The organism is Streptomyces sp. NPDC030838, from assembly GCF_055572035.1.
This window is the reverse complement of record NZ_JBVIED010000028.1, coordinates 1-15,116: the sequence shown is the minus strand read 5'-3', so window position 1 is coordinate 15,116 and position 15,116 is coordinate 1. Positions and strand designations below refer to the sequence as shown.

Annotated in this window: 12 protein-coding genes; 9 read left to right on the top strand and 3 right to left on the bottom strand. The window is 69.0% G+C overall.

Annotation, left to right across the window (positions count from 1 at the left end):
* Positions 1 to 420 precede the first annotated feature (420 nt).
* The gene (locus tag ACZ42A_RS38855; RefSeq protein ID WP_468532105.1) at positions 421 to 1,344 is read left to right on the top strand and encodes a hypothetical protein; all 924 of its coding nucleotides are present in this window, start codon (positions 421 to 423) and stop codon (positions 1,342 to 1,344) included.
* A gap of 98 nt (positions 1,345 to 1,442) precedes the next feature.
* Here ACZ42A_RS38855 and ACZ42A_RS38850 read toward each other — a convergent pair whose 3' ends face one another.
* Positions 1,443 to 2,258 (bottom strand): sulfite exporter TauE/SafE family protein, encoded by an 816-nt coding sequence (locus ACZ42A_RS38850; protein WP_468532104.1) that lies wholly within the window; start codon positions 2,256 to 2,258, stop codon positions 1,443 to 1,445.
* 587 nt (positions 2,259 to 2,845) lie between these two features.
* Here ACZ42A_RS38850 and ACZ42A_RS38845 point away from each other — a divergent pair.
* The 8 genes from ACZ42A_RS38845 (at position 2,846) to ACZ42A_RS38810 (ending at position 11,410) form a co-directional block, all read left to right on the top strand.
* Complete coding sequence (locus ACZ42A_RS38845; protein ID WP_468532103.1) at positions 2,846 to 3,601, top strand: replication-relaxation family protein; 756 nt, start codon at positions 2,846 to 2,848, stop codon at positions 3,599 to 3,601.
* Between the two features lie 1,067 nt (positions 3,602 to 4,668).
* Positions 4,669 to 4,818 carry a hypothetical protein gene (locus ACZ42A_RS38840; protein WP_363091709.1) on the top strand — a complete coding sequence of 50 codons (150 nt, stop codon included), beginning with the start codon at positions 4,669 to 4,671 and terminating at the stop codon, positions 4,816 to 4,818.
* A 21-nt stretch (positions 4,819 to 4,839) separates the two neighbouring features.
* Entirely contained in the window at positions 4,840 to 6,012 is a 1,173-nt protein-coding gene (locus ACZ42A_RS38835; protein WP_468532102.1) for a JmjC domain-containing protein, read from the top strand.
* A 79-nt stretch (positions 6,013 to 6,091) separates the two neighbouring features.
* A complete protein-coding gene (locus ACZ42A_RS38830) occupies positions 6,092 to 6,922 on the top strand; it encodes a hypothetical protein (protein WP_468532101.1) in 831 nt (276 codons plus the stop codon).
* Positions 6,923 to 7,039: 117 nt separating this feature from the next.
* Positions 7,040 to 7,276 carry a hypothetical protein gene (locus tag ACZ42A_RS38825; protein WP_468532100.1) on the top strand — a complete coding sequence of 79 codons (237 nt, stop codon included), beginning with the start codon at positions 7,040 to 7,042 and terminating at the stop codon, positions 7,274 to 7,276.
* A 543-nt stretch (positions 7,277 to 7,819) separates the two neighbouring features.
* Entirely contained in the window at positions 7,820 to 8,905 is a 1,086-nt protein-coding gene (locus tag ACZ42A_RS38820) for a dsDNA nuclease domain-containing protein (protein WP_468532099.1), read from the top strand.
* On the top strand, positions 8,895 to 9,476 hold the full coding sequence (locus ACZ42A_RS38815) for a hypothetical protein (protein WP_468532098.1): 582 nt from the start codon (positions 8,895 to 8,897) through the stop codon (positions 9,474 to 9,476). The genes ACZ42A_RS38820 and ACZ42A_RS38815 overlap by 11 nt, the downstream gene beginning before the upstream one ends.
* Positions 9,473 to 11,410: a hypothetical protein gene (locus tag ACZ42A_RS38810; protein ID WP_468532097.1), complete on the top strand. Its 1,938-nt coding sequence runs from the start codon at positions 9,473 to 9,475 to the stop codon at positions 11,408 to 11,410. The genes ACZ42A_RS38815 and ACZ42A_RS38810 overlap by 4 nt, the downstream gene beginning before the upstream one ends.
* A gap of 67 nt (positions 11,411 to 11,477) precedes the next feature.
* Here the strand turns inward: ACZ42A_RS38810 and ACZ42A_RS38805 are convergent, their stop codons facing one another.
* On the bottom strand, positions 11,478 to 14,141 hold the full coding sequence (locus tag ACZ42A_RS38805) for a helicase associated domain-containing protein (protein WP_468532096.1): 2,664 nt from the start codon (positions 14,139 to 14,141) through the stop codon (positions 11,478 to 11,480).
* 43 nt (positions 14,142 to 14,184) lie between these two features.
* The gene (locus ACZ42A_RS38800; RefSeq protein ID WP_468532095.1) at positions 14,185 to 14,658 is read right to left on the bottom strand and encodes a hypothetical protein; all 474 of its coding nucleotides are present in this window, start codon (positions 14,656 to 14,658) and stop codon (positions 14,185 to 14,187) included.
* Positions 14,659 to 15,116 lie beyond the last annotated feature (458 nt).

Sequence of the window (15,116 nt, the reverse complement as noted above, 5' to 3'; positions counted from 1 at the left end):
CCCCCCCCCCCCCCCCCCCCCCCCCCCCCCCCCCCCCCCCCCCCCCCCCCCCCCCCCCCCCCCCCCCCCCCCCCCCCCCCCCCCCCCCCCCGCCCAGGTCAGCACGAAGAGACGGACGTGTGGACCAGGTGGACCAGCTCGCGGACCAGCCCGCCGGCCAACGTGGTGGCAGCGGCGTAGAACGCCGCCTGCCCGAGGCCCTGGACAAGACGATGGCGGGCACGTCGCCGCTTCGGGACAGGACGGTGCGTACGGTGGGACATGACAGTCTCCGATCAGGGGATAAGTCGGCTGCCCCCGCACCGCGTGTTCCTGGCAGGGATACGGTGCGGGGCGCAGTTTCTGCTGGCCCCAAGCCTTATGGCTGACGTCCGCTGAATGCAGCTCCCGAGGCTCGAATCTCGATGTAAGTTCGGCGCCATGAACGGGAATCGGGCCACCAAGTGGGTCGAGGGAACTTCGGCGGATCTGGTTGCCGACGCACACGCTCTGGGCGTGATGAAAGCCAGTCCCAGGATGGTGACCTCTTGGGTCGAGGACGGGATGCTCGCCAACCCTGAGCCGCGCAAGACCAGCGCGCACGGCAGTGATCCGCGAGTCTTCCCCCCGGAGCAACGTGAGTTGTTCACCAGACTTCTCGAAGCTCGAGAGCGTTCCCCGCTGGGGCGCATCCCGCAACGGTCGCTGATCCGTGTCGTGCTGTACCTGTGGCTGATCGACGACACGATCGTGCTCACCCCGCAGGCGCGCCGAGCCTGGCGTACCCACGCGCGCGCTACTGGCCAGACGACCGCCGTCCGGCGCAGCGAGAATGTCCGCGCCATCGTTGAGCAACTCGCCCATCCCTCAGCCACCTTCAAGCAACGGCGCGCCGCCCAGCTTGTCCTCGAGGAAGGCGAGCGGACGGGCCGGATCGACATCGACAGACTGACCGCGGTCCTCACGGAGTTGTACTCGCCCTGGCCCGTCCAGCCCGGCATGCCGAGGATCGAACGAGCCCTTCCCGGCCCGTTCGGGCCCGTTTCCGTCCAGCACCACATCGCGATGTGGAAGGCCCGCCAGGAAACAGTCCGCCGGCTCCGGCACGAGGAGATCGACGAAACCGAGCTCGACCGAGTGCGCGCCGTCTACAGACCGATGTGGGCCGACTACCAGGCCCGTCGGCCCGCCATGGCGAGCATCGGCGCCGGAGAGTTCGCGGCTTACTTCGCAGAGCCCGACACCATGGAGGGTCGCGCGATCGAGGCGGTAGATGCCTTTGTGGGAACGCTTGCCGGCGAACTCGGTCTGATCGAAGCCGCCTCCCATGCCGCAGAGACGGCTCGCCTCAGACTGGCGCGCTGACGGCCCAAGTCCGGTCACCGACAAGTTGGTCCACAGCCGCTGTCCGCTGACACCGAAGGTGGACCGGCTGCCATTCAAGTTGGATTGGTCTTCGTCGCTCAGTCGTGACGGGCGAGCTTGACCGCTGAGACGAGCAGGATCACGGCCAGCGCAGGGATGAGCACCAGGTCCGGGAACACACCGAGGAGCAGTCCGCCCAGCACGGCTCCGGCGACCGAGCCGGTGGCCATGACCGCCGTGAAGCGGAGGTTGGCGCCGAGGACGGCGAAGCTGCCGTCGCGGCTGTAGCGGGCGAACGCGACCAGCATGGTGGGCAGGGAGACCAGCAGGGAGAGACTTCCGGCGGTCTTGATGTCCTCGCCGAACAGCAGCACGATCGTTGGGATCAGCAGCTCGCCGCCAGCCACGCCCATGATCGCGGCGACGACGCCGATGCCGAACCCGGCGGCGACTCCGGCCGGGATCTGGGCCCAGAGCGGCAGTGCGAGGGTGTCCAGGGTGGTGGTGTGGGTGGCCATGAGCGCGGCGGCCATGAGGACCATCAGGGCCGCCAGCACCTTGTAGAGGGTGGCTGAGCGCATGCGGACCGCCCAGGACGCGCCAGCCCAGGCGCCGAGAAGGCTGCCAGCCAGCAGGTTGACCGCGACCGGCCAGCGGGCAGCGACGTCGGCGGCCGGGACCGCGGCCAGCCGGGCAGGCAACGCGACCAGGACCACGACCAGGCTCATCGCCTTGTTCAGGATGACCGCCGACAACGCAGCGAATCCGAAGAGGCTGATCAGAAGCGGCAGGCGGAACTCGGCACCGCCCAACCCGATCATCCCGCCCAGAACGCCGATGGACGCTCCCGCACCGAACACCACCGGTGTCGAGTGCGTCGGCCGGAAGGGAGGGAGGGTCTGATCCGTGCTCATGACGAGCATCCTCGCTGGTGCCCACCTCTGCTGCTACGGCACAAACCCACCTTCGGTTCAAGGCACCGAGCGTCCGCTCCTCGTTCGTTGGGACCTCCCAGAGTCCAACTTCAATGGCAAACGGTCCAGATTCAGTGACAGAGGACAGCCGCGCCTGCCTGATGATCACGGCTCGGTAACGGCACTCAGTGGAGTGTCACACCGTCGACTTTCGCCACACCTCTACCAGGTGACGCGGGACTTCCATCCGGACCCCCGCGTCACCTGCGTGAGGAGCCTTGTCATGACGTACACCAGCAGTGCCCGGCAGCCCGAACCGGGGCCGCGCCCAACCTGGACAAGGGGTGCTGAATGCCCGCCGGGCGGCCCGGAATCCAGTGCCGTGAACGGTGCCGCGAACGATTCCAACGTCGTCCCGATCACCGCAGCTCACACCACCCGACAAGGGGCGTCCCGGCGCGCTGACACCTCTCTCCCTTCCCCTGAGACACCGGCGAAGGGGAAGAAGTCCACTCCCACGGCCGGGAAGGTACGGGCCGATGCGCTGCGGATCGCTGGGGTGCGTTCGGATAGCCACGGTGCGGCAGATGGCTGAGGTGATCACGGCGGAGGATGCCGACGGCCGGTCGTACGTGCGCAGGGCGATGAACAGGCTGGCGGAGCTGGGGCTGGCGGAGACGAACGGCAAGGACGGAAGGCACCAGATCTGGAACCTGACCCCGGCGGGGCAGAAGGCTCTGGCCGACGGCAACGAGCTGCCTCCCCGACCGAAGGCCGGCACCGGAGCGAAGGCGGTGAAGGCCGGGTTCGGTCCGCACGGCGTCGCGGTGACGGACATGATCCTCGCCTACGGCGGCCGCAAGCACCTGACCGACTGGCAGGTGGAGGTCAACCACGCCATCAAGGAGACCGGCCTGAGCTTCAACACCGACGCTGTCCTCGCGCTGCCGACGAAGACCAGCGAGGTGCGCCTCTTCGAGCTCGACAACGGCACCATGTCTCAGGCCCGGCTCGCCAAGAAGGTCTGGGACTACGAGCGCTACGCCGGGCACCGCGTCTGGGAAGGAGCCCGCGGCACGATCGGCAACACGTTCCCGTTCTGGCAGCGCCACCGCTACACCCGCTCCCAGACCTTCCCGCGGCTGCATGTCGTCCTGGCGGGCAAGGAGGAGCACCTGCTCGACAACCGCCTGAAGGCGCTCGCCGACGACGTGAAGGGCATCACCATCGCGGTCTGGGTGAACACCCTGCCCCGGCTCCAGCGCGGCGAGCCCTGGTACGAGATCGGCGTCGACGACCCGGACCGGCGCCGCCGACGCTACCCCGAACCCGCTGGCCGCTGACGGCGCGCGACGCCGGGCACGCCCCGTTCCGACCGCGGCCGCCAGCGTCGCCGCAGCGGTCGGCCGGGTGCCGGCGATGCGGCGGGCCTGTTCGGCGAGGCTGGCCGCTGCCCTCGGGGCGCCGTAGTTGAGCGGCACCATCGCCTCACGGGCGAGGACCCAGGCGTGCAGCTGCTGGTCGCCGGATTCGGCGGCGGCCCGGGCGGCGGTGGCGAACCACGCGCGGGACTCCTTCCGGCTGCCCAGGTCGTGTAAGACGATCGCGGTCATCCCGGCCATCTGCCCGGCCGTCCGGCACAACCTGGCCCGGACCGGTGCGGGCTGCGGGATGGTGAGCAGCGGGCGCAGACCGGCGAAGTCCGAGACCAGATCGGCCAGGACACGGGTGGGGGCTTGGCCGTGGTAGCCGTACCCGTAGCTCTCGGCTGCGGCCTCGAGGTCGGCCAGGTCCTGGGGGGTGTCGGGGGAGAGGGTCTGGTCGACGTCGGTCCGGGCGGCGGTGAGGGCGGCGAGTGCCGGGGCGGTGAGGCCGACGGCGAGCGCGCCACGCAGCATGTTGCGGCGCTTCATCGGGTCATCTCCATGGTCGGACTCCGTGCCGAGGGCGGCGGTGTCCTCCCAGGGTTGCGCAGCGAGCCCCAGGAGGGCACCGGGAATGCGCAGACCGCCGGAGATTCGCTCGACAGTTGCCAGCGCGGTGACAGCTGCGGTGCCCCGGGCGATCTGGCTGACTCGCTCGGACTTGAGCGCGCATGCCTCCGCGATCCGGTTGTAGGAGATCCCCTCGTTGTGCGCCATGGCGAACACGGTGGTGAAGTCGCGCTCGCGCAGGGCCCTCACGAACGTGGGATCGGCCAGCAGACGGTGCGGCATCTGGGCGGGTGACGGCGGTAAGTCGTCCACAAGTCCCCCTGGGAGCTCGTGGAATGACGCTGCGTCAGCCTGACGACCATACCCACCATGGGGGCCCCGTGATGGGGTTATCGCCAGCCGTTCTCGTGGCTGTACTAGCGGGTGTTGCGGCCGTGACGTCAGGGCTCGGCCGACCGATCAGAAGGAGGGTCCTCATGCAGAGTCCCGTCCAGCCCCCGCCCGCCACGTCCGGGCCGTCGACCGGCGGTCTGGTCCGTTCCCGCCGGTCGATCGTCGCCGCCCGGGGCCGCAACGCCATCCCCTCGGACGGCGGCGGCACCGGCAAGAGCGACGGCAACGACTGACGGACTGGGAGCCCTGACGCGATGACGCGCCTGTCCATCGCGGCGTGCCTGGGCGAGGACTTCCTCGCCCAGGCACTGCACCGCGAATACCGCCACGTACCCGGTGCCCTCGATGTCGCCGGGCTGATGTCCTGGGACGATCTCAACCAGATCCTGGCCGGCCACCGCCTGGAGCCGCCGCGCATGCGGCTGTCCCGCGATGGCGAGACGCTGCTGGTCGGCGGCTACACCACGCCGGTGGCCACCCGCCGCCACACGGTGTGGCACCGCCTCCACCCGGCCGAACTGCACGCCCGGCTGAAGGAGGGCGCCTCCCTCGCCCTGGACAGCGTCGACGAACTCCACCCGCCGATCGCCCGCCTCTGCGAAGCGATCGAGCGTGAGCTGCACACCCGAGTCCAGGCGAACCTCTACGCCTCATGGAGCGCCACCGAGGGGTTCGGCATCCACTGGGACGACCACGACACGGTCATCGTCCAGCTGGACGGCGCGAAGCGCTGGCGGATCTACGGCACCACCCGCCCGTACCCGCTGTACCGCGACATCGAGGACCCGGGCGAGGCGCCCACCGAGCCGGTCGCCGACCTGGTCCTGTGGCCGGGCGACGTCCTGTACGTGCCGCGCGGCGTGTGGCACGCGGTCTCCGCCGACCAGGGCACCCGCTCCCTGCACGTCACCTGCGGCCTGCAGACCCACACGGCGACCGACCTGATGGCGTGGGTGTCCGAGCAGCTGCTCACGCACGAGGACTGGAGGCGTGACCTGCCGCTGCTCGCCGCGCCGGACGTCCAGGCCGACGCCGTGGACGGGATGCGCAAGCGGCTCGCTGAACTGCTGGACGATCCCGGGCTGCTCGCCCGCTACCGGGCGGCGATGGACGGGCAGGCCGTGGGCCGGATGGTGCCGAGCCTGCCGTACATCGACACCGTCCCCGTCGACGGCGCTCTGTGGGTCCGGCTGACGACCGCCCGCGCGGTGCTGGACGTCGGCGAGGACACGGTGACGCTGTCCGCCGCCGGCACCGTGTACGAGTTCGCGCCCGAGGCGGAAGCGGGGCTGCGCCCGCTGGCCGACGGCCGGACCGTGGACCTGGCCACGCTCGCCGACACGGCCGGCCTCGCCCTGGAGGACGTAGCCGCCCTGGTCCAGGAGCTCGTTGCCGGGCAGGCCGCGACAGCGGGGAGCCTGCTGTGACCGCACAACTCGCCCTAGGTACCTACCGGTGCCGGGCGATCCCGGAGGCGGCCGTCCGAGCGGCCGCCTCCGGCGCGCAGTGGGTCGACACCGCCCCCAACTACGCCACCGGCCGCGCACAGATCCTGGCGCGCACACCGCGAAGGCCCTCGACGTCCAGGTGGAGCCGGGCGCGGAGTTCTGGGGTTGGGCCGGGCGCACCCTGGGTGCCCCGGCCCGCACCGCTACGGGCGCGCCCGCCTGGCTGCGCCTGGTGTCCGCGCCAAAGGACAAGGCCGCGGGGAAGCTGTGGGATGGCGCCCTTGATGCCCAGCACGCCTTCGGCGACCTCGACGGCCACCGGCCCGCCCTCCTGGCCGTCCACGACGCCGTCGACGACGGCATCGCCTACCGGGCGGAGCTGTCGGTCCGCGTCGATGACCCGGTCCTGTCCGACGACCCGATCCTCCAGCACGAGGCCCAGCTGCCGGACTCCTGGTGGAACGACCTCGCCGGGACGCTGGAGAAAGTGGCGGCCGTCGACACCGGCCGCGTCGCCGTACGGCAGCAGTACATGGAGCGGGCCATCCCCGAGTTCGTGGGCATCCCCGCCCCGGCCGTCTCCTGCTGGGCAACAGCCCATGCGGATGTCCACTGGGCGAACCTCACCGAACCGCTGCGCCTGCTGGACTGGGAAGGATGGGGCATGGCCCCGGAGGGGTTCGACGCCGCCACTCTCTACGCCTACTCGCTGCTCCAGCCGGACACTGCCGCCCGCGTCCGCGCCGCCTTCCCCGTGCTGGGCAGTCCGGCCGGCCTCGCCGCCGAAGCGACCGTGTGCGCCCAGCTGCTCCAGACCGTGGCCCGCGGAGACAACCTGGTCCTCGAAGGACCGCTTCGGAACTGGGCTGAGGAACTCCGCCGCCGCTGAGCCCGCGTGGTCGCCCCGACCATGAGGCCGACCACGCCGGGTGCGACCCCCGACCACGGCGCCGGACGGGGCGTGTCCGAAGTGACATGCAATTCGAACAAGCGATCTAATGCTGGTATGGACGTGACCGACTTCCCCGACGACCTGGTGCAGACGCAAGCAGCCTGGAACGCCACCTACGACGCGCTCGCCGCACCCCGCCCCCGCGACACCACCGCCCTGCGCCGCCGCCTGCTGCGCCTGTCCGTACGGCTGTGGTGGCACCCCTACTGGGAAACCGTCCCCTCGGTGCCGGCGGCACGCTCCGAACTGCGCCACCTCGCCCGCGCCCACGGAGCTGTCCGAGCCGCGTGACCTGTCGCCCCGGTCGCCCAGGAGCACGAGGTTGCGCCTATCTGTTGCGCTGAATGTTGCGCCAAGGGTTGCGCTAGGTGTTGCGCGGCCCGCAGGACCGTCCCCGTGTTCGTGCAGGTCACCACGCGGTTTTGCCATGGTCAGCCCGCTGACATCCCCGTTGCGGCTGCTCTGCCCATGTCCCTTGGCTGGTGTGAAGGAGGAAGGGACGGGCGGGATGGGCGGCGCGGCCGCGGCCGGGGATCGGGACGCGCTCAGCCGGTTGCGCGTCGGCCGGGGCCGCCGCGCCTCGCCGCCGTCAGCCCGGCGGCGGAGGCCGGGACGGAAATCGCCGGCGCCTCGGTGCTGTCCTCCCGGCGCCGAGCCCCATCAGGGGGCGGTGGGGTGGGTAACTTTGTCGCTGAGCGTCAAGCGTATTGCCACACTCTGTTACTCGGTGGTGTACTTGGCCGCCTTGGATGATCTAGGGGGTGTGGGTGCGAGCCACAGGGTCGTCAGCCAGTTCTGTGTCGCCTTACGGGCGCCTGACTCATCGGAACGCCGATGTCTGCAGCGCCGGCTGACGGGGGACGCCGAAGTCGGCGCGGTTTCGCCTACCAAGACGCGGTGACGCTTCTGGACTGCCTGGACATGCATGAGGGCATGTGGACTCAGGTCTCCTGGGAGGACCTGGAAGACATTGTCTGTAGGAACGGTGACGCGCCCGCGTACCGCCAGGTGAAGACCATCGAAGAAGCCGGCAAGCGGCACAGTGTCGCCAACGTGTGTGCACCGGACATTCCGAAGAAGCCAGAGACGAGCTACTTGGGAAAGCTGTTCCTCGGGAAACCTCTTCCAGCCGAGACTCGGTTCACCTTCATCGTCAACGAGAGTCCGCAGGCCGACTTCCATGCGTTCGTCGTCGATCGCGGACAGCAGCGTGGTCCTGTCCCGTCGAAGATTCGTGACGACATCATTGTTCGGCTCAAAGGCGTGGATCTTCCCGATGCCCGCGACATCGGCTGGTGCGTCGACCGTCTAGAGGTCTTTGTTGAGGGCCGCACGATCGAGCAGGTTGAGGACAGGGCCCTACGTCGGCTCGGACCGATCGTGACGAAGGTTCTGGGGCAGCCGCCCTTGACCACTGACATCGAAGACGTCCTGGTCTGGCTCGGAGTTCGCATCGCACGCGACGCGCTTGCTCCAGTGCCACGCAAAGTGTGCCCCAGCGACTTCCAAGACATGCTCCACGAAGCGATCACACGGGCCACCGGGCGAAGGCCGGACGGAAGCACTGCGCCTCTCACGAAACTCACTGACAAGCTCGCGGTCGCCGGAATCCCGGCGGACGAGGCGGTAGGGCACCTGGACAACGCGCTGAAGTACCGTCGGGCCTGGCGTGCCAGCCTCGGTCCAGCCCGCGAGGCGATGGACGCCTTCGCCGACGAAGTCCACGCCATCTGCTCACGCGTCATGGCAGAACGACGCGCCGGACGCATCCCCGCCGGCTCAGAGGCATACTTCGAGACCCTGACCCGCGTAGAAGACCTCCCCGCGGTGAGTAGCGGCACCGTGTCCCTCGCCCGAGCTCACGCCGTCCTTGCGGACATCACCGCCCGCTGTCAGAACCGGTACGCCGATGCTTCATAACATCGGCGCGAGCGCCATCCCGCCGCCCCACCGGCCATGGGACCCCGACGACTCGCCAGACTTTCACGCTTCGCGGCTACTGCTCCTGGTTGCCGAGTGCGGCAGCGCCCCCGGTCCTCATATCGCCGGCCGCACCAAGCTCGCGAAGCTCGACTTCTTCCTGCGCTACCCGGCTTTCCTCGAGCGCGCACACACGGAACTCGCCGACACCCTGAGCGGACAGGACGCTTTTCGCGCATCGATGCCCGAAGAGGTAGAGGCCCCGATGATCCGGTACCGGTTCGGTCCCTGGGACCCCCGCTACCGCCAGTTTCTGGCCTTCCTCATGGCCCGCGGTCTCATCACCATCACCACCAGCCACAGACCAGAGCGCGTCCGCTTGACCTCGGGAGGAAAGCGAGCGGCCGCAGCGCTGGCGGACATGGACGAATTCCAGCCCATCGTCACTCGATGCCGCGCCATGAGGGACAACCTGGCGCAGTGGTCCGGGACCGACCTGAAGAATCTTGTCTACCAACTCTTCCCCGAGGAAGTGGCGGACCTCGCCTACAACCAGGAGATCAGGCCATGACGACGCCCCCGACACCCTCCCGCAAAGGGCTGCGAGTCGAGTCGGTCACGCTGGTGCACATGTCGGGCGAGATGGATACGTACGCGTTCAACACCGCCGGCCTCAGCGTTCTGTCTGGCGTCAGGAACAGCTCGAAGACCACCACGCTCAAGGCCATCGACTACTGTCTGGGCAACCGGGACAGCCCGACCGAGGCCCTGAAGGCGGCCGTGGCCGACGAGTACGTAGAGGTCAGCATCGAACTGACCCTAGACGGCGCTCCAACGGAGATCCGGCGCAGCCTCCAGTACGGGCGCCAGAACAAGGTCGTACTGGACGGCGACGAATTCCCTGTCGGTGAGTTCTCCGACCGCATCCTGCACAAGCTTGGCTGGCCGATCCTTAGTATTCCCAAAGGCATCCAGGCCACCACCGCCACCGAGCTCACACCTCTGACGTTCCGCAGCGTGCTGCGCCACATCTACCGCAACGAGGACTCGTGGACTCAGTTCGCTGACAAGGAACAAGAGTTCCTGAGGCGAGCCGTCATCAGCTACCTCTTGGGTTTCGCCCCGACCAGGTACAGCAACCACGACTTCGAGCTTGCGGCAGCACAACGCCGACTCGCACAGGCGCAGGCGGCCGAACGAGAAGTGCATGACAGCACAGACCGAGCCGTCGCAGCCGTCTGCGAGAACCTGCAGCTGCCAACACCCAGGAGCGAGCAGCAGGTCAACTCCATCAGAACCGACTTGCGGGCCGAGCTCGACGCGGTTGTCAGGCAACGTTCCCAGCTGACCCGCGAAGTGGAGCAGCTTGTTGCCGGAAGACGCCAAGAAGGCGATGCCGGGGCAGTGAGCCATGGCTACGACGCCACCCTGTCGCACCAGTACGAGCAGGCGACCCAGAACCTCACGAGCACCGCCGAGAACGTCGCCGGCCTCGAGCAGGTCCTGACTGCCCACATGCAATCTCACAACACGGTCCGGGCAGAGATCGCCCGCATGGAACGCCTTCTAGCCTCCGTCGACCTCTTCGACAGCCTGCCGGTGCGCCTGTGTCCTGCCTGCGAGCAGAAGATCGACATCCATCGAGATCACCCAGAGGGCACTTGCTACGTCTGCACCCAGCCAGTGACCGAGGACCAGCGCAGACGACGCGGAGAACTAGAGAAGCGGTCCCTGGCCGCAGAGGCCGACGACCTCCAGGAAGTCATCGCCCGAACCAGAAGCGACCTCGACCAAGCAAAAGCCGACCACCGGCACGCCCAGAGCACCCATCAAGACATCGCCAGGCAGCTGAACGTCGACCGGGCCGCCCGCCTCGCACCGTTCATGGCCAGACTCGAAGAGATGGCCGCCCAGACCGCCGCCCTGGAACAAAAACTCATGGCGCTGCCCGCCATCGAGCAGATGCTCACCCGCAAGACTGCCGCCACGCAGACGAGCCAGGCGGCCCAAGACAGGCTGAACCGACTGAAGCAGCAACTCGATGAAACCCCCACCACAGGGAGAACTCCCATCGACCGCTGCGCCCTGTTCGCTGACCGGATGAACGAATTCCTCGACCGCCACCGCGATGATGTCTGGGTGGCAGGGAATGTGGCGATCAGCGCGGACGACCTGACCTTCTACGTCGGGACCCGCCCCTGGAGCCAAGTTCTCGGAGCCGAAGCCCGGGTGCTGTTCTTCCTCGCCTATAGCAGGGCCCTGCTTTTCCTGGCGAGGGACCTGGGGGACGACTGCCCGTACCCGGGACTCCTCATGCTCGACAACCCCTTTCAGCAGGGAATCGCAAGCGACGTCGTTCACGAAGTTCTCCGTGACATTGCCGATGCCGCCCAAGCCACCGGCGCACAGGTGATTTCCACGCAGGCCGTACCAGTACCACGTCTCTCCCCTGGCATCGAACAGATCACTATGCCGAACACCTACATCGGCGAACCCGAGAGCTGACGGCCACATCTGGACAAGGAGAGGCAGGCCGCCTGGCGCTCCACGACCGGCTTCCTCCTGTCCTGTCTTACGCCCATTCGACGCCCAACTTCCGGAGCGCGACCAGTTGTTCTTCGGTGAGCTTGTCCCGCCTGGCCTTGGTGTTGCTGTACCAGATGCCGAGCTTGGTTTCGGTCCCGTCGGGCAAGGTCTCCACCGCCTTCCGTGGTACCGGCCGGTCGGCGCCTTCCCGCTCCACCCACTGGGCGAGGGCTGCCAGGCCGCGCTGGAAGGCCTGCTGCGCCTTGCTCGGGCCCTTCGTACGCCTGGCCGCCGGGGCTGGAGAGGGCGCCTCAAGCGGCTTGATGCCCAGCACGGTCAGCCGCTCCTGCTGCTCGGGCAGGAGCCGCGCCCAGACGGCCGGCTGCTTCTGCTGCTGGAGCCACTTGCCGATGTCGTCGCCGTCCATCAGCACGCCGGGCTGGATCTCGGGCAGGCTGCCGTCGGCCTCGACCAGGTCCGCCAGGACGCGGTAGTGCCGCTGCCAGTCCAGCGGCCACGGGCAGTTCCAGTCCGGGTCGATCGAGGCCAGCTGCGCCGCACGCTGCTCCGCCCGCTTCGGGTCCTTGCCCAGGCCGTTCTTCGCGCCCTTCCGCCGCAGGTTGGCCATGTGCTGCCCGATCGGCACCGGGACACCGTCGGCGGGGTCGGTCCACACGGCGTCCTGACGCGGGGCGAGGTGCCCTGTGGCCCGCCGGTACGACCGGAGCGCGGCGAGCTTGTTCTCCCAGGCTTCCTCGCCGGGCTCCCAGACCATCCCGGCCTCCGGCGCGTCCAGCAGTTCCTTGCGGCGCGGCTCCAGCTCACCCGCCCGCAGCGCCTTCCTCTGCTGGTGCACCCACCTCCCAAGGGGAAACGACTTCGTCACGCCCACCTCGACCTCAACGTCGTAGGGAACGGCGTAAAGGCCGGTGATCTCGTTCTCCGCTCGCCAGCGGAGCAGGGCCTGGTAGCCCTCCAGCCAGGCCAGGGACTCCGGCCGGTAGACCCGGGTGCGCAGGAACGCCGCGATCGTGGCGGCGTCGCGCGGGCTGGAGAAGTGCAGCAGCGCGGACTCGGCAGCGGCATCGGCGCCGTCCTGCTCCTGGTCCTCGCCGTCCCCTTTGCCGCCGACACCGACGATCCGCCCGTCCTCGTCGCGCCGGACGTGCACCTTGCGCTTCCCGTGGGTGAGGGCACGGGATGCGAGCTGCTCGACCAGGCGCTCATCGTGCGAGCGCAGGCCCTGCAGCACCGCGACGAGGGGGCGGAACGAGGCGGAAGGGACCATGTCCTGCGGGGCCTCGCCGGGCTGGAGGAAGACCGGCACGATGATCCTGGCCACCTTGGTGGAGCCGTCGCGGTTCAACCTGAGCGCCCGGCCGATGTTCTGCACGATCTCCACCTGGGAGCCGCGGGTGTCGGCGAAGCAGATGGCCTCCACTCCCCGCTCGCCGGTGATGTCGACGCCTTCCCCGAGCACGCGAACGCTCGCCAGGAACGCCCTGTGTACGCGCCGGTTGTTCGCGTCGATGCCGTTGGCGAACTGCCGCAGCACCTCACGCCGCTCGGACACGAGGTGGTCGCCGCACAGCCACGCCGACCACACCCGGTCCGGCGGCACGTGGCGGCCGGCCTCCAGCTCGTAGAACTCCGCGTCGATCGACGATGCGGGCAGCTTCTCCGCCTTCGCCAGGTCCTCGTCGGAGACGTCGTTGACGTACAGCTCGGCAGCGGTCTCCGGCAGCTTCTCCGCGAACGCGGCGGCCTCCTCAACCCGCTGGTGGAACGTCATCACGGTGCGCAGGTTCCACTTCGCGGCGTGCTCCAGCAGCGCGGTCTGCAGCAGTGCCATGCGCCGGCCCCGCAGCGCCTCGTCCGACTCGCCGAAGACGGGGGAGGGGTCGCGGATCTCCAGCACGTCGATCTCGAACCCCGCGAGGATGCCCCGCTCGATCGCCTCGCTCAGCCCGAGTTCGGCCAGCCACGCGCCGTACGTCCCGTCCGGGTCGTCGGTCATGCTCGCGATCTCCAGCTCCTGGCCGTCCTTCCCGCGCTGCGGGCGGGGCGAGGCCAGGATGCGCGGGGTCGCGGTCAGGTACAGCCGGAAGTCGGCAGGGATGCGGGCGTTGTCGTGGATCGCCGCCCACGGCCGACCAAGATCACCGGCGGTTCCGTGGGCCTCATCCACGATCGCGAGGTCGAAGCCTGCCATCTGCTGTCCGTACAGGCGCTCCCCGCCCGTCAGAGCGGCCTCCAGCGGCCCGCGAACCTTCCGCTGGCCCATTGGGTCGTCGAAGTCCTCGCGGTCCACGAGAGAGGCGTACGTGGCGAACACGACCACGGGCCCGGAGCTGGCCCACAGGGCGAGCTGGATTGGGTTGGTGGTGGTGCGCACCCCCAGCCCGTTCAGGACCGGGTCGTTCTCCAGCGAGCACACCGCCACCATCGGCGCCCGGTGGCCCACCAGGCGCCACGCCTGGGCGGTCTGCACGAGCAGGTCCAGGGTAGGCACCGTGACGAGGATCCGGCCGCCCGGGAAGCACTCCAGCGCGCACGCAGCCGCCGTGATCGTCTTGCCCGAACCGGTAGCTGACACGATCGTGCCCCGAGCACCCTCCAGGGGCACAGATGACCTTGCAGGAAATCCCACCCACTTACGGAAAGCAGCCTTCTGGTCAACCTGGTGTTCCCTGAGCTGAATACCCGGCATTTAGCAATCTTCCCCTAACTCGTTTCATGACCGCTTCGGGAAATCACCGGGACGGCGTGAAGGGCGGGACTGATACCGTACCGTCTTCGCCCACCACGACCCGCTCGGCGAGCTGCGCCAGGACCTGGGCGGGCATGAGCCCGGCCCGATCGGCCGCCGACCGGATCAGCCGGCTGGGCGCAGCGGACAGCCACAGCTCCGCCCGCAGCTCATCCGCCTCCTCCCGCCGCCGCGCCTCGAAGGCGGCCCGGGCCGCGAGAGCACCGTCACGCCGTTCTTGGCGCTCTTGAGCCCACTTGGAGCCTTGGGTGTCCTGCTCCGGCTCGTACGCGCCCCAACCGGCCTGAGCCATCAAGTCCCTGACGCGCTGCCACTCCATGTGCTTTGCCGCCCAGATGGCAGCCAGCCGTTCCGGGTCCGTCTCGAACTCGGAGAAGGAACCGCCTCGCCTCAACTGCTCCGCTGTCTCACGCTCCCGGGCAGCAGCCTCCGCGACCTTCTCCGCAACGGCGGCCATATCGAGACCATTTGCCTGGCGCCTAACCTGACCCCGCGCCACATCCTGAGCACTCCACATGCGGTTTCCTTTTCCCTGCTGCCGAGACTTCGCCCCGCCTTGGTGGTTGGGGGGTGTCCTGCGTTTCTGCCAACGGTACATACTGCATCAACCTGATGCACCCACTACACTAGAACCCGAAGCGAACGAGCGACCCCCCACCCTCGTAGTCAGCCTGGCCCGCGACAGCGGGCCCCAACGGTCCTGGAGGCGCAGCCGGAAGGACCGTCAGGCGGGGGAGCGCAGCGGACCCGCCGGCCAGGCTGGAGCGAAGCGGAAGCCTGGCAGCGGGACGCAGTCCCGCCGGTCCGGGAGCGCAGCGGACGGGCCGTCACCCCTCTTGCGCAGCAAGAGGGGTGAGCGGGTGGCGCAGCCACCCGCCAGCGCTCCCGCGGAGCGGGAGCGCAACCACCGTGCGC

Coding starts and splice junctions, on each gene's coding strand:
- ACZ42A_RS38855 (WP_468532105.1), top strand. CDS start 421: ATGAACGGGAATCGGGCCACCAAGTGGGTCGAGGGAACTTCGGCGGAT.
- ACZ42A_RS38850 (WP_468532104.1), bottom strand. CDS start 2,258: ATGAGCACGGATCAGACCCTCCCTCCCTTCCGGCCGACGCACTCGACA.
- ACZ42A_RS38845 (WP_468532103.1), top strand. CDS start 2,846: ATGGCTGAGGTGATCACGGCGGAGGATGCCGACGGCCGGTCGTACGTG.
- ACZ42A_RS38840 (WP_363091709.1), top strand. CDS start 4,669: ATGCAGAGTCCCGTCCAGCCCCCGCCCGCCACGTCCGGGCCGTCGACC.
- ACZ42A_RS38835 (WP_468532102.1), top strand. CDS start 4,840: ATGACGCGCCTGTCCATCGCGGCGTGCCTGGGCGAGGACTTCCTCGCC.
- ACZ42A_RS38825 (WP_468532100.1), top strand. CDS start 7,040: ATGGACGTGACCGACTTCCCCGACGACCTGGTGCAGACGCAAGCAGCC.
- ACZ42A_RS38820 (WP_468532099.1), top strand. CDS start 7,820: ATGTCTGCAGCGCCGGCTGACGGGGGACGCCGAAGTCGGCGCGGTTTC.
- ACZ42A_RS38815 (WP_468532098.1), top strand. CDS start 8,895: ATGCTTCATAACATCGGCGCGAGCGCCATCCCGCCGCCCCACCGGCCA.
- ACZ42A_RS38810 (WP_468532097.1), top strand. CDS start 9,473: ATGACGACGCCCCCGACACCCTCCCGCAAAGGGCTGCGAGTCGAGTCG.
- ACZ42A_RS38805 (WP_468532096.1), bottom strand. CDS start 14,141: ATGCCGGGTATTCAGCTCAGGGAACACCAGGTTGACCAGAAGGCTGCT.
- ACZ42A_RS38800 (WP_468532095.1), bottom strand. CDS start 14,658: ATGGCCGCCGTTGCGGAGAAGGTCGCGGAGGCTGCTGCCCGGGAGCGT.